The organism is Pseudomonas sp. NPDC079367, assembly GCF_044542195.1.
Lineage (GTDB): Bacteria > Pseudomonadota > Gammaproteobacteria > Pseudomonadales > Pseudomonadaceae > Aquipseudomonas.
On sequence record NZ_JBITTW010000036.1, the window covers coordinates 16,114 to 31,012 of the forward strand.

Genomic DNA, 14,899 nt, shown 5'->3' on the forward strand with positions numbered 1-14,899 from the left:
GTCAGCTGGCAGTAGAAAGTCTGGCCGCGGTCTCGACGATGATGTCTTCCTGTCCAGCCACTAACTTGCGTTGACCCAACAATTGATAGAGCTGATATTCATCCACGCTGAACTGTTCCGCGGCGCGCCTTATATGCGGAGCAAACCCTGAGAACAGTCCGTAAATTCCGCTAGCGATATTGGCCGCGCCAATGTGCGGCGTCAGGCAATCGAGATACTGTTCCGAGGTGCGCGCCAGCCTGGCGATGGATTCGAAGGAACACTGGGTCCGATAGCCCAAGCGATTCAGCACGGCGATCAAAGTCTCCAGCTGCGTATTGCCAGCCCCTGCGCCAAAGCCCTTGATGCAAGCATCCAGCAGTTGAGCACCCTCCTCGACAGCAGCGAGCGAGTTTGCAACCGCCATGCCGAGGTTATTGTGCGCGTGGAAGCCAAGCTTGGTGTCGGTAAGCTCCTGTATAGCCTGAATTCGCCAGCGCACATCATCAGGGGTCAGGTAACCCGCACTGTCCATCAGGATAACGGCATCGGCACCATAGCTCGCCATGAGCGACGCCTGCTCGGCCAGCAAATCTGGTTCCGCCATATGACTCATCATCAAGACACCGTAGACGGTCTTGCCCTGATTCTTGACCGACTCGATATAGGGAGCGGTAATGTTGGCTTCCGTGCAGTGACTGGCTATACGGAAAATATCCACACCGACTTCAATAGCCATTTCAAGATCAGTCGACTTACCCAACCCGGGGATGAAGTGAATACCCAGACGTCCGTGTTGGATGGCCGATCTGGCAGTTTCAAGCATTTCCCGATCGTCAATGTTACTCAGCCCCAGAAGGGCCGAAGAACCGCCTAGTCCGTTGCCATGACCCACTTCAATTACATCGATTCCTGCAGCGTCGGCCTGCTCGGCATATAGGCGAATCTGTTCTTTGGAGAGTTGGTGGCGGACAGCATGGTTGCCATCACGCAAAGTGCAATCAGTAATGGTAATCATGCGGCGCTACGCTCCCAGCAGGCAGAGTGGAATTCGGCTACTGCAATCGCGGCACAATTGATGATGTCGAGGTTGCCTGCATAGGCGGGAAGGTAATCACCGCTACCGCGCACCGTTACACTCATTGCCAGGTGGCCTTTCGACTCGATTGGTTCCAGTACCATATGATAGCCAGGCACGTATTGTTGAACACGAGCAACCATCTGCCTGACAGTAGCCCGCACCTTCTCGATGCATTCGTAACGGCCCTTGGCAAATACCGTCGTCTGCATGTCGATGCCAGGTTTGGCCGGATTGATGTTCAGAACTGCCTTGGTCAAACCCGCACCGCTAAAGTGTCGTAACGCTTGCTCGGTGGTCAAAATGTATTGATTAATGTTTTCCCGCGTCGCGAGTCCGGCGCTGTCCGATGCGATGGTCGAAGCAACTTCGATGTACTCCAGAGATTCGAACGATTGAGCAATCGCGTACGCCAACGGAATACTCGCCTGGCCGCCACAAGTAACCAGATTCACGTTGCGTTCACTGGCGATGCTGTCGAGGTTGATCGAAGGCACGCAAATTGCGCCGAGCTTTGCCGGGGTCATATCAATCGCCAGGAGGTTAGCCCTGCGAAATACCTGATCGTTCATTCTGTGCGATTGAGCAGACGTCGCGTCGAAAACAATATCGAGCTCAGTGGCGTGTTGAGCCAGGAACTCAATACCATCTGACGAAGTAGCGATGCCCAATTCGCGGGCCCTAGCCAAGCCTTCGCTATTGGAGCTGCGTCCGATCACCATTCTGAGATCCAGATGATGAGAGCGCATCGCCTTGTACATCAGGTCGATTCCTATGCTTCCCGATCCGATTATCGCTGCGCGCTTGCGAGGTATTACTGATTCCATTTTTGCTGACTCCTGACCTGACATCCATCCCCGTTACCTCGCTCGGGACTCTGTTCCTCAGAGTCCCTAACCCGTTTAGAAACCTTAAGCCAGCAGGTTGGGGGATTGCTTGTACGTTCTTGGGTTCAGAGAGGAAATGGAGAAGATTCATCGGCGCAGGCATCTGAGGTCATCCAGAGTTGGCATAGCGGCCAACGCAACATTGCGTCTGGAGAAGGATGGGCGATCCGGGCCCGGAGACCGCAATTTGGAAAGCAGAGGCCAGAAGTTGAGATTACTGAAAATAAAAAAGGCCAATTCAATGAATTGGCCTTTTTGCGTTTGAGTCAGTCAATCATCTATTTGTGAAAAAGTGATCAACTGAGGTAACAACCTACACAGATGTAGGTTCACAAAATAGGTGATAGGCCAGACCCCGTGAAATTGGAATCTTCGCCATTTTTTTTGTGAAATGAAGGGGTGCTTTTCACAGAAAAGCCGAGAAATCCCTACTCACCAATCACAAAAGTTGATTGGCCTGGAAAGGGCCGTTTACGACCGACGCGTGACTTTTCGGTAAGGGATGAGGAGTAGTCGCAGCGATCCTTTAGCTCCTAGTCTGGCGACCTTGGGTTCAGAATCCGACTGGCAATGCCCGCCGTCACTACTTCAGAGGAACCAGCTTCCTCTGCTGCCAAAATTGCGGGGGCTCATGCTGGTACCCAGGCCCGACAAATGCGCAGTTGCAGCCCTCAATTGCAAGGCTATCCAAAGCGGCACGCGTGTCAATCAAGATCTGATGCATGACGATGGCCGGCCTCACGGAGGTGAAACCGGAGATTCAGAATGACTAAACCGACCCCGTAGACACCAACCTCCACGAAGGCCGCTATCGACCCAAAGCTGTCCTTCAAGAAAGGCAGCTAACGGCGAGAAGCGGTCATTTTGTATCTACAGGTTTCGGGGCGATTCACTCGTCTGATGCTCAGGAGCACCAGGATGGGCGTCAAGGAGGTGGTCATCTTGAGGTGGACTATGCTGACCAGTTGCTCTCAAATCTAATCGTGAGGTCCTCCATGGCAAACCCCAATCTGCTGGCTCTATTCAGAGATGAAGTCCTTCTGACCGGGCCTGAAAGCTCCCTACCTAGCAACCTATCTCAGTTCTGGCTTGAGGAGCTCCAGAATCATCTGGAGAGGTATTTCGACGGTTTGAACTCGGAGTCAGATGCAGAAGAGAAGGATCTCGACATCTCCCTCCCACTCGCAGCGATCATCCACATCTTGTTCGCAAAAAATGGTGGGGAGGAGATATCCGAGAGCTCTGAAAAGCTGTACGAGTATTTCCAAGACTACCGGCTCGAACTGGCCCTTGAAGAGATCACGCGAAAGACTCATGTGGCTGCCGAGGCTGCAACCATTGAGACCATCTTCACCAACCGAGACGTCCTGGTGGAGCAAAGCCCCCTTCTTCAATAGGTACCTCCACCGATGCCATCGCCGGCGGGCACGCTCCGAGGCATTGATGGAATGCATTTTGACGACTGCCGAGATCAGCGAATGAAAGAAATTGCTGCGCCGATGTTCGATCTAATCGCTTTGTCGCTTCCACGAGGGTTGGGGTTTGGGGACAGCCCGCCAGTAGGGGCATGGCTTAGTGAGGACGGAATTTCTTGTGCCGCTCTAACCCGAAATATCAATTCCGGCAGCTTCGGAATTGTCACCTTGCGGCGTCGTGTCGATAGCGTGTGGGTGCTCCTCAGCCATGGTGAGTGCACCACTGGCGAGTCCGAAGCCCGCGCCTCAATCAGCCATTTTCTCTATACCCAAGCCCATCCGCTTCCACTCCCTTCAGGTGAACGACGACGTGCTCCTCTAAGCAGAATGGGTAAGCGCACACCAAGCGTGGTGTTCAAATCACTATTTGATCCAAGCCGCCGTATTGGGGCGTGGGCGCTGAATCAACTGTATCTCGCACTGCCATCCCCAGACAGAAATTGGGTTCCCGATTGCCAGACTGAGAATTTTCACACCCGCCTCTGGGAAGCCCACCTATTAGCGATTTTTCGTGAACAGGGACTCTTGGTCACCCAGCCTAAAGAATCACCCGATTTTCACATCGAGAATAGGCTGGGAGATGAGGCCTGGGTTGAAGCAGTGACAGCCAACCCGGAAGAGCGGTATGAGCATTTTGGCGCCTCGCCGGTCCCCCCACCCGCTGACCGACATGAGCGTTTCTTAGGAGCGGCTGCAGAAAGGTTTGCGAGGACCATCCAAAACAAATTGGACAAGCGTTACGAATCCCTACCGCACGTGGAGGGTAAGCCGCTCATTCTGGCCTTAGCCGATTTCCATGCGCCCAGTTCAATGCTGTGGAGCAGGGAGTCGCTCATCAGCTATCTCTATGGCTTTGCAGTTCACTCATCTGCGCATCGTGGTACGCACCTGATAACTGTGGAGGAAGAGACATCTCTGCTATCAGGGCGCCCCAACGGCCTATTTACGCTAATGGAAAATGCCCATCTTTCAGCGGTCATTTTCACCAATGCCTGCACAGTGCCAAAGCTCAGCCGAGTGCCGATCTCAGGTGGAGCTCATCTAGACGGGTACCGATACTTGCGGTTTGGTGAGTTTTTCGACCGTTCTCCGGGAGCATCACGAGGTATCCCATTTCTGTTGGATGTAGCGTCCAGCGACTACGGTCAGCTCTGGCCGCAATATGGCTACGAGCCGTGGTCTGCTGAAGTGGAGGTATTCCATAACCCTATGGCACTATACCCGGTGCCTAATGAGTTGATACCAGAAGTCACCCACTGGAGAGAAGTAAACGGAAGAGTCGAGTGCGAATCTTTCTTTGATGTATCCATACTCCGATCCAGAACACTCGTCCTCAGTGCAAACGCTAAGGTTCCGTCACTCGATGAGTTGCTGACAGCAGCCAGTCCTCCAGAGCTCTGACGGCGGCGGGGTGGCCGCATCGTTGCCACGCAGGTAGATGAGAATTTCTCAGCAAGCTACCCAGCCAGGGGAAGGACATGAGATCCCCTGCGCAATTCAGGACCGTTGAAGCGTCACCTCTCTTCGGGTAAAAGCATGACCGTCATACAACGCTACAACAGCGTCATACCCGAGAGCATAGGAAGAAAAATGTCGATCCAAGGACTAAAACGATACTTTGGAAACAAGATTCACGCAGTGATAATGATGGCCCCGCTTAAGCGGGAAATGATACGCCTCGGCATATGCACCCTTATGGCGATTATTCTGAATATCATCTTGTATACCGGCGTTGAAGTAGACGGCACCATCAAGCCGTGGGCAGAAACCCCGATAAAACTGTTTGCATCGTCGATGTTATTCGCCTTCATGATCAAGGCTTTTCTGCCAGTTCTCGGCTGGACGATACTGAAAGCAATGCTGTTGAGTGCGAACAATGCCTTCAGCGGCATACTGAGTTTTTTGGGCAATCAGTTCACAGGCGTCATGTACTGTACCGGAATTATTATGGGTTCTATCACGATTAAATTGTATATGGTTTCCGGGGTTTTAGACTCTGAGTTTGCTTATCTGTCCGCAATCGTATTTGCTTCCGGGGTTTTATATTTCTATGTGCTGCAATGCGCCATTCAAAAAACAATGAGTCCGGCCCTGCGTACACCAGCAGTACCGCGTTAAACCACTAGGCTGTGACTATTCATCTCTGGTGCTCAGTAGGCGCTCGCTCTGCTGAACCCTCACCCATACACAACCATTAATGGACTGGCCCGCCTTCGACTTTATGAAGAAGGCGAGCGAGCACGTGACTGATTGCGCATGTATTCCGAGATGAGACTTTCGAAATTGATGTCCGCCTCCTCAACGAGAATATTGACGTGACAGTACAGCTCTTCAGGACCTCTGAGATAATTGAAAATCCTTGATCTAACGATGCCGCAAACCCCTTCTTTGACCGCCGTAGAGGGGAGGTTGATAACATCGCCAACGCACGGGATAAGAGCTAGGCCATGGTCGCTGTTGAAGACAATGTCAGCTGGACAGGCATCAATGCTGGCATCGGATTGTCCTTGCGAAACCTGCTGATAATCAATGCTATACCTCATGTACAGCCTACCTCATTTGTTGAGTGAGGAATCAGCGCCGCGGATCGTAAACAGAAACCTCAAGTTCGCAAGCGACGGGAGCATGTAGCGGATTTTCGGTACTAGAGAGCTTGGCAACTATCGTTTTTCAAGCACATACCCTACGCCCCGAAGCGTATGTATCAGTTTGGTCTCGAAAGGGTCATCTATCTTGGCTCTGAGTCTTCGAATCGACACCTCTACAACGTTTGTGTCGCAGTCAAAATTCATATCCCAAACCTGCGAAATAATTTGGGTGCGGCTCAGCACCACACCGGTATTACGCATCAGGTAATGCAGTAACGCGAATTCTTTCGTGGTCAGGTCAATGCGCTGACCGTCCCTGAATGCCCTGTGCCGGCTCTGATCAAGCTCCAGGTCAGCGACGCGAATGACCTCTACGGATGCAGGGTGATCTGACCTGCGCATCAAGGCGCGAACCCGGGCCAGCAGCTCAGGGAACTCAAATGGCTTGATCAGGTAGTCATCTGCTCCGTTCTCCAGCCCCCGGACCTTATCCGCCAGCCGGCTTCTCGCCGTCAGCATCATGATACGGGAAGGGCAGTTTTTACGACGCAACAACTCAAGGACCTGCCAACCGTCCATCTCTGGCAGATTTATATCCAGGATAATCAGCTCATATTCGTGCTGCTTAGCCAAGAATAATCCATCTGACCCGGTGTGGACGCAATCTACGACATAGCCACATTCCGTCAGACCTTGACGCACATACTCCGCAGTTTTTACTTCATCCTCAATTACCAGAATTCGCATGGGATTTTGTCTCGATATCACTGAGCAATTAACCGCGCACGCGCGCCGGCATTATTGAAAGGGATGGTAAATCAAAATGAGCGTGCCGGGGCTCAAATGACGGATTTGTAATTTCTAGGTAATACAGTTGATAGTCTGGCGGTATATCTTGTCGCGGTTTGGGTTTGACAGTTGCGGGCCCTCTCTCCAGCAGGTGATTTGACCTTATGAAGTATTGGGTTATTTTCTTCTTTGTGCTGGCTTCGTTCCGCTCAGATGACGGCGAGGTCGCTCACATTGAAGAGACTGGTCATTGGTGTAGTCATGAACTTCACCGGCATGCGATGCGTACAATCGAACGCCTACTTGAATTTTAGGCAAAAAAAAGGCGCCCAATGGGCGCCAAATATCCACCTTTTACCAAAGGAGCACTTAAGCCACTCAAGGTGAATGCGTAATGCTCGTTTTACTAACAGGACCCGCCAATGGATAACTGGCCCAGTTAGCGAATTACAGAATCGAAAGCGGGTACTCGATGATTACACGAGTTTCATCCAGATCCGATTCGAAAGCAGTGGCACGCGTGGTTGCCTGGCGCAACCGGAAGGACAGATCTTTTGCCGGACCGGTTTGGACAACGTATTTGACTTCGACGTCACGCTCCCAACGCTTCTGATTGTCGAGCGGGTTGCCGTTGTCGTCGGTGCGCATGTAGAACTGGTTAGCGTTCGAGTAATCCGCACCCGAGCCTCTGGCGTAGCGCGTCATGAACGTCAGGCCTGGAATGCCGTAGCTGGTGAAGTTCAGGTCATAGCGCAGCATCCAGGAACGCTCTTTCGGCGAGTTGAAGTCGCTGTACTGGATGGAGTTGTCGACGAAAATCGAGTCCGACTGACGCAGGTAGTCGAAATCGTCGTCGCCGTTGTTGCGCTGATGCGACAGGGCCAGGGTGTGGGCACCGTAACGCACACCGACCTTGGCACTCCAGATGTTGTTGTCGAATTCACCCAGGCGCTTCTTACCTTCATCTACGGCTTTGTAGTAGTTGAAGCCACCGATCAGCGCCAGATCGTCGCTCAGCGGGTAAACCACGCTTGTGCCGGCGTAGTACTGATTCCAGACGTCTTTCAGCTGGCTGGCGTAGACGCTCACAGTCCAGTTGTCGTTGATCGAGTAGTCACCGCCACCGTAACCGATCCATGGCGAGTTGACCGGGCCGCCGTAGAACGTCACGAAGTTGTCGTTCAGGTTGCTTGAGACCGGCTGGCTCATCGCATGCAGACGACCACCCTGGAGGGTAAGGCCCTGGATGCTGGTGTTCTCAACGGTCACACCGCGGAAACTCTCTGGCAGCAGGCGAGAGTCACCCGATGCGACGACCGGGGTCGATGGGAAGACATCACCCACTTTCACGATGGTATCGAACAAGCGGACTTTGGCTGCGCCGCCGACCTTGGTGTATTCGTCGCGAGCTTCACCCTTGTTATCAACGGGCAGCACGTCGAAGGAGCTACGGCCGCCGTTGCGCCCATCACCGGTGTCGAGCTTGAGGCCGATCATGGCAAAGGCATCAACGCCAAAGCCAACGGTACCTTGGGTAAACCCGGAGTTGAATTTGCTGATGATCGCGTGCGCCCAGGCTTCGGAGTAGCCGTTCGTATTGCCCTTGCCACTGTTGTAAGTGGGGGCGGTGCTGTCGCGGTTATCACGGTTGAAGTAGAAGTTACGGTTCAACACTGTAAGGCTGCTGCCTTCAATGAAGCCTTCTGGCTTGTCTTCAGCTTGTGCCGAAATAGCATAGCTTCCAGACAGCGCAGAAACTGCCGCCAAATACAGTGGTACTTTGATTTTCATCCGATGCTCCTTTGATTCACGGCAGTTTTTATTATGTTTACCGGCGCGGGTGTCGTTAGTTGTTCTGACCCGGCGGCGCGCCTAGCGTAGCGCGAGCTCATATTTGCAGGCCGAAGATAACGGGAGGGTGATAGGACAATTACAATTTCGTCATCTACCTGTTATTCGGCACCTTCGCACCGCGTGTTTGCCATCTCTGTTGCTTGTATCGAAATCATCGTGTCGGGTTGGGTTTCCCAGTATTTACGGGCATCACAAAGCTTTCTTACGAAATTGTAATTTTCTAGCCACCCCTCTGATAGCTACCGCTCATTAGAGTGCCATCACCTAATCAAGTGGGGCTTGGCAGCTGTTTCGGCGTTCTCGCCAAGCTTTATCGAAGTTTGTGCACGAGGACCATCAAAGTGCCCCGGTATAACCGCAATGTCTTACCCAAGACCCCCGTCTCGCCCTGGAAGATCGCTGCACTCTGTGCAGTCATCTCTGGGTTGATGGCGCCTGCAGCCCTTGCCCAAAGCATCAGCTTGCCCCAGGCGCTTTCGACGGCCATGGATGCCAACCCAGACCTGGCCGCGGCCAGGCAAGAAATTGGGATCGCTGATGGTGCTCGCAAGCAGGCCGGGCTTATCCCCAACCCCACAATCTCGTATGACGTGGAAGACACCCGTCGTAACACCAGCCAGACGACTGTCTCTCTCAGCCAGACCCTTGAGCTGGGCGGTAAGCGGGGGGCTCGTGTTGACGTCGCCACATACGGGCAGACCGCCGCACAGCTTGAGTTAGACCGTCGCGTTAACGGCCTGCGTGCAGATGTCGTCCAAGCCTTTTACGCCGCGTTGCGGGCCCAGACAGGTCTCGACCTGGCCAAGCAATCTCTCGAACTGACTGAGCGCGGTCTTCGCATCGTCGATGGCCGTGTTCGCGCAGGTAAGTCGTCCCCAGTGGAGGCGACCCGCGCTCAAGTGCAACTGGCCGAAGCCCAGCTGCAAGTTCGACGTGCAGAAACGGAAAAAGCGACCGCTTACCAACAGCTCGCTCAAATTACCGGGAGCTCAGTCACCGTGTTTGATCGACTCGAATCGCCAACCCTCTCCCCGGGCTTGCCACCTCGCACTGAAGATCTGCTGGCTAAGCTCGACCAAACAGCAGAAATGCGTCAGGCCGTGGTGCAGATAGACAAGAGCGATGCCTCGCTCGGCTCAGAGAAAGCTCAGCGTATCCCGAACCTTACTGTCAGTGTAGGTAGCCAGTACGACCGCTCTGTGCGCGAGCGGGTCAACACTGTGGGCCTGTCTATCCCTTTGCCGCTGTTCGATCGTAACCAGGGCAACATTCTTTCCGCTTCTCGTCGTGCAGATCAGGCCCGGGACCAGCGCAATGCTGTTGAGCTGCGCCTGCGCACCGAAACCCAAACCGCGTTGAACCAATGGTCCACCGCCATGCAGGAGGTCGAGTCCTACGACAAGACCATTCTGCCTTCAGCCCAACAAGCCGTAGAGACCGCAACCCGCGGCTTCGAGATGGGCAAATTCGGTTTCATCGAAGTGCTGGATGCCCAGCGCACCTTGATCGTCGCTCGTGGCCAATACCTCGAATCGTTGGCAGCGGCGACCAATGCGCGTGCGCAGGTGGAAAGGGTTTATGGCGAAGTCGGCTCAACCGCCGGCACTCGCTGAACGGGCCAAACATTTTCTTCGGCACACAGCCTTGAACAAGCCGGTGCCTACGATCAGCAGGAGTAGCAATGGATAACAAACGCAAGATCGCCCTCGCGGTAGCCGCTGTGGCAGCCCTCGGATTTGGCAGCCTTGCCTGGAACAACAGTTCCGGACAGCAGGCCGCCAGTACTGCCGAGCATGGCGCTAACGATGGCCATGGCGACGAAAAGAAAGCCGCATCTGCCGCCAAAGAGGAAGGTGATGAGGGCCATGGTGAAGAAGGCCACAGCGAAGAGGGCGGTGAAGAAGAGGGCAAGCTGACGCTCAGCGCTGAACAGATCAAGGCCGCTGGTGTTGCCCTGGAAGCTGCAGCGCCTCGTGACCTCGGTACCGTCGTGAGCTTCCCTGGCGAAATTCGCTTCGACGAAGATCGTACTGCCCACGTGGTTCCTCGTGTTCCTGGCGTTGTTGAGGCTGTCCAGGCCAACCTGGGCGAGACGGTCAAGAAAGGGCAAGTCCTCGCGGTAATCGCCAGCCAGCAGATCTCTGACCTGCGCAGCGAACAACAGGCCGCACAGCGTCGCGTCGAACTGGCGCGTGTGACCTTCGAACGTGAGAAGCAACTGTGGCAGGACAAGATCTCTGCAGAGCAAGACTACCTCCAAGCACGCCAAGCGCTGCAAGAAGCGGAGATCTCCTTGGCCAACGCCAAGCAGAAGGTCGGCGCAATCGGTGCCTCGGTTAACTCCGTTGGCGGTAATCGTTACGAGCTCCGCGCTCCCTTCGACGCCGTGGTAGTGGAGAAACACCTGACCGTCGGCGAAGTCGTCAGCGAGGCGACCAACGCCTTCATCCTTTCCGACCTGAATCAGGTCTGGGCGACCTTCGCAGTTCCGCCGACAGATCTGGGCAAGGTCACGACTGGCCGTGCAGTGAAAGTCTCTTCGCCTGACATGAACGTCGAGGTCGAAGGGAAGGTGGGTTATGTCGGCAGCCTGCTGGGCGAGCAAAACCGTGCAGCTACTGTCCGCGTCACCTTGACCAACCCCAACGGCGCCTGGCGTCCAGGCCTGTTCGTAAACATTGCGGTCACCTCCCAGACCGATCGAGTTGCCGTAGCGGTCCCTGAGCACGCTGTGCAGACCGTTGAAGACAAACCTTCGGTATTCGTACGCACCCCAGATGGCTTTGACACCCGCCCGGTAAAACTGGGTCGCCGCGACAATGGGTACGTGGAAATCATCGACGGTATTGAAGCCGGCGCCCAGGTAGCAACCAGTGGCAGCTTCACACTCAAGTCCGAGCTCGGCAAAGCTTCTGCCGAACACGGTCACTGATGCGAACTGACAGGATGATTTCTCATGTTTGAACGTATCATCAGATTCGCCATCGAGCAGCGCATCGTAGTAATGATCGCCGTTCTGATCATGGCGGGTATCGGTATCTACAGCTATCAAAAGCTGCCCATCGATGCGGTACCCGATATCACCAACGTCCAGGTGCAGATCAACACTGCAGCGCCTGGTTACTCGCCCTTGGAAACCGAACAACGGATCACGTTTCCAGTTGAAACGGCCATGGCCGGTCTCCCGGGCCTTCAGCAGACCCGTTCCCTGTCTCGCTCTGGCCTGTCTCAGGTCACCGTGATCTTCAAGGATGGCACTGACATCTTCTTTGCCCGCCAGTTGATCAACGAGCGGCTGCAGGTTGCGAAGGAACAGCTGCCAGAAGGTGTAGAGGCCGTCATGGGTCCGGTATCTACCGGCCTCGGCGAGATCTTCCTGTGGACTGTTGAAGCCGAAGATGGCGCGGTCAAAGAGGACGGTACGCCGTACACCCCGACCGACCTGCGCGTGATCCAGGACTGGATCATCAAGCCTCAGCTGCGTAACGTCCCGGGTGTGGCCGAGATCAATACCATCGGCGGTTATGCCAAGCAGTTCCTGGTTGCGCCGGATCCAAAGCGCCTGGCTACCTACAAGCTGACACTCAATGACCTGGTCGCAGCGTTGGAAAGTAACAACGCCAACGTCGGTGCCGGCTACATCGAGCGTAATGGTGAACAGTTGCTCATCCGTGCACCGGGTCAGGTAGGCAATATCGAAGACATCGCCAACATCGTGATCACCAGTGTGGATGGTGCACCGATTCGCATCAGCAGCGTTGCTGACGTCAGCATCGGTAAAGAGCTCCGTACAGGTGCTGCTACTGAGAACGGCCGCGAAGTCGTGCTCGGTACCGTGTTCATGCTGATTGGTGAAAACAGCCGCACCGTATCTCAAGCTGTCGCCGCCAAATTGGCGGACATCAACCGCACCCTGCCAAAGGGCGTGGTGGCTGTGACTGTTTACGACCGTACCAACCTGGTTGAAAAAGCCATCGCGACGGTGAAGAAGAACCTGGTGGAAGGCGCGATCCTGGTTATCGCCATTCTGTTCCTGTTCCTCGGCAACATCCGTGCGGCTCTGATCACCGCGATGGTGATTCCGCTGTCCATGCTGTTCACCTTCACAGGCATGTTCAACAACAAGGTCAGTGCCAACTTAATGAGTTTGGGGGCACTCGACTTCGGCATCATCGTCGACGGTGCCGTGGTTATTGTAGAAAACGCGATCCGTCGACTGGCTCATGCGCAACATAAGCATGGCCGCATGCTCACCAAAACCGAACGCTTCCACGAGGTCTTTGCCGCGGCGCGAGAAGCTCGCCGGCCGCTGATCTTCGGTCAGCTGATCATCATGGTGGTGTACCTGCCGATCTTCGCCCTCACCGGCGTCGAAGGCAAAATGTTCCACCCGATGGCCTTCACCGTTGTGATGGCGCTGCTGGGTGCAATGGTCCTGTCCGTTACCTTTGTTCCTGCAGCTATTGCCATGTTCGTCACTGGCAAGGTGAAGGAAGAGGAAGGCGTGGTCATGCGCACAGCTCGACTGCGCTATGAACCGGTTCTGCAATGGGTGCTGGGACATCGGAACATCGCTTTCTCGGCCGCAGTAGCCTTGGTCGTGCTCAGTGGTTTGCTGGCAAGTCGTATGGGTAGCGAGTTCATCCCAAGCCTCAGTGAGGGTGACTTTGCGATGCAGGCCATGCGTGTGCCTGGAACGAGCCTCACTCAATCTGTCGAGATGCAGCAGCGTCTGGAGAAAGCGGTGATTGCGCAGGTGCCTGAAGTTGAGCGGATGTTCGCACGCTCGGGTACCGCAGAAATTGCATCTGACCCGATGCCGCCGAACGCCTCTGACGCCTACATCATGCTCAAGCCTCAGGATCAGTGGCCTAACCCGAAGAAGCCTCGTGATGAGCTGATTGCTGAAGTGCAGAAGGCCGCAGCGGGTGTTCCAGGAAGCAACTACGAGTTGTCGCAGCCAATCCAACTGCGTTTCAACGAGCTGATTTCGGGCGTGCGTAGTGACGTCGCTGTGAAAGTCTTCGGCGATGACATGGACGTGCTCAACAACACCGCCAACAAGATCGCGGCAGCGCTCAAAGCGGTCCCGGGCTCATCGGAAGTGAAAGTTGAGCAGACATCCGGCCTGCCGGTGCTGACCATCAACATTGACCGCGAAAAAGCAGCACGCTACGGCCTGAACATCGCGGATGTTCAGAACTCGATCGCTATCGCCGTGGGTGGCCGTCAGGCCGGCACGCTGTATGAGGGCGACCGTCGGTTCGACATGGTAGTACGCCTACCAGAGACCGTTCGCACCGACGTAGCGGGTATGTCCAGCTTGCTGATCCCGGTACCTGCCAATGCGGCACAGGGTGCCAATCAGATCGGCTTCATCCCGCTGTCCCAGGTCGCCAATCTGGACCTGCAACTGGGCCCGAACCAAATCAGCCGCGAGAACGGCAAACGTCTGGTTATCGTCAGCGCCAACGTTCGAGGCCGCGATCTGGGGTCCTTCGTTGAGGAGGCGACCGCATCGCTGGACAAGAAGGTGCAAATCCCTGCGGGCTACTGGACGACTTGGGGGGGCCAGTTCGAGCAGCTGCAGTCGGCTGCCAAACGCCTGCAGATCGTTGTTCCAGTCGCCTTGCTGCTGGTCATGACCTTGTTGTTCCTGATGTTCAACAACCTGAAGGACGGCATGCTGGTCTTCACCGGTATTCCATTCGCACTCACCGGTGGTGTTGTGGCGTTGTGGCTGCGGGACATCCCACTGTCGATCTCGGCAGGTGTCGGCTTCATTGCACTGTCCGGCGTTGCAGTACTGAACGGCCTGGTGATGATTGCCTTCATCCGCGGGCTAAGGGAGGAGGGACGAACGCTCAGACAGGCAGTCGATGAAGGTGCATTGACCCGTCTGCGACCTGTTCTGATGACAGCCTTGGTAGCGTCCCTGGGCTTCATCCCGATGGCTTTGGCCACCGGCACCGGTGCCGAAGTTCAGCGGCCATTGGCGACGGTGGTGATTGGCGGGATCCTGTCCTCCACCGCACTGACCTTGCTGGTACTGCCTGCCCTGTATCACTGGGCACACCGCAAGGATGAAGACGGCGACGAGGCCGAAGTGGTTAGCTAACAGCCTCCGCTAAAGAGAAGCCCACAACACGTGTTGTGGGCTTTTTTGTTTAAAGTGAAGTAGATGCACTTACCTTTCAAAATTGTAAGTTTCTCGTCATGCCGGTGATGCCTATGCATTGCTAAGGTTAC

Annotated in this window: 11 protein-coding genes; 6 read left to right on the forward strand and 5 right to left on the reverse strand. The window is 54.9% G+C overall.

What is annotated here, in order from left to right; all coding sequences use genetic code 11:
• Position 1: 1 nt before the first annotated feature.
• Positions 2-997 (reverse strand): 4-hydroxy-2-oxovalerate aldolase, encoded by a 996-nt coding sequence (gene dmpG, locus ACIGDJ_RS22210; protein ID WP_313000348.1) that lies wholly within the window; start codon positions 995-997, stop codon positions 2-4.
• Positions 994-1,884: an acetaldehyde dehydrogenase (acetylating) gene (locus ACIGDJ_RS22215; RefSeq protein ID WP_397479587.1), complete on the reverse strand. Its 891-nt coding sequence runs from the start codon at positions 1,882-1,884 to the stop codon at positions 994-996. The genes dmpG and ACIGDJ_RS22215 overlap by 4 nt, the downstream gene beginning before the upstream one ends.
• A gap of 1,055 nt (positions 1,885-2,939) precedes the next feature.
• Here ACIGDJ_RS22215 and ACIGDJ_RS22220 point away from each other — a divergent pair.
• From ACIGDJ_RS22220 to ACIGDJ_RS22230, 3 genes are all read left to right on the forward strand, one after another.
• On the forward strand, positions 2,940-3,341 hold the full coding sequence (locus tag ACIGDJ_RS22220) for a hypothetical protein (RefSeq protein WP_153428583.1): 402 nt from the start codon (positions 2,940-2,942) through the stop codon (positions 3,339-3,341).
• Between the two features lie 81 nt (positions 3,342-3,422).
• The gene (locus tag ACIGDJ_RS22225) at positions 3,423-4,820 is read left to right on the forward strand and encodes a hypothetical protein (protein WP_223296393.1); all 1,398 of its coding nucleotides are present in this window, start codon (positions 3,423-3,425) and stop codon (positions 4,818-4,820) included.
• Positions 4,821-5,009: 189 nt separating this feature from the next.
• On the forward strand, positions 5,010-5,537 hold the full coding sequence (locus ACIGDJ_RS22230; RefSeq protein WP_012269855.1) for a hypothetical protein: 528 nt from the start codon (positions 5,010-5,012) through the stop codon (positions 5,535-5,537).
• 101 nt (positions 5,538-5,638) lie between these two features.
• On the opposite strand, the gene ACIGDJ_RS22235 is transcribed toward ACIGDJ_RS22230, so the two are convergent.
• From ACIGDJ_RS22235 to ACIGDJ_RS22245, 3 genes are all read right to left on the reverse strand, one after another.
• On the reverse strand, positions 5,639-5,962 hold the full coding sequence (locus ACIGDJ_RS22235) for a hypothetical protein (protein ID WP_010951457.1): 324 nt from the start codon (positions 5,960-5,962) through the stop codon (positions 5,639-5,641).
• Between the two features lie 117 nt (positions 5,963-6,079).
• Entirely contained in the window at positions 6,080-6,754 is a 675-nt protein-coding gene (locus ACIGDJ_RS22240) for a heavy metal response regulator transcription factor (RefSeq protein ID WP_003253420.1), read from the reverse strand.
• A gap of 489 nt (positions 6,755-7,243) precedes the next feature.
• Positions 7,244-8,587: an OprD family porin gene (locus ACIGDJ_RS22245; RefSeq protein ID WP_003253422.1), complete on the reverse strand. Its 1,344-nt coding sequence runs from the start codon at positions 8,585-8,587 to the stop codon at positions 7,244-7,246.
• 404 nt (positions 8,588-8,991) lie between these two features.
• Between ACIGDJ_RS22245 and ACIGDJ_RS22250 the strand changes: the two genes are divergently transcribed.
• The 3 genes from ACIGDJ_RS22250 to ACIGDJ_RS22260 all read left to right on the forward strand — a co-directional run bounded on the left by ACIGDJ_RS22250 (position 8,992) and on the right by ACIGDJ_RS22260 (position 14,768).
• Positions 8,992-10,263 carry a TolC family protein gene (locus tag ACIGDJ_RS22250; protein WP_135002145.1) on the forward strand — a complete coding sequence of 424 codons (1,272 nt, stop codon included), beginning with the start codon at positions 8,992-8,994 and terminating at the stop codon, positions 10,261-10,263.
• Between the two features lie 68 nt (positions 10,264-10,331).
• Complete coding sequence (locus ACIGDJ_RS22255) at positions 10,332-11,582, forward strand: efflux RND transporter periplasmic adaptor subunit (protein WP_010951455.1); 1,251 nt, start codon at positions 10,332-10,334, stop codon at positions 11,580-11,582.
• A 24-nt stretch (positions 11,583-11,606) separates the two neighbouring features.
• Positions 11,607-14,768, forward strand: coding sequence for a CusA/CzcA family heavy metal efflux RND transporter (locus tag ACIGDJ_RS22260; protein WP_010951454.1), 3,162 nt, complete (start codon positions 11,607-11,609; stop codon positions 14,766-14,768).
• Positions 14,769-14,899: the final 131 nt, after the last annotated feature.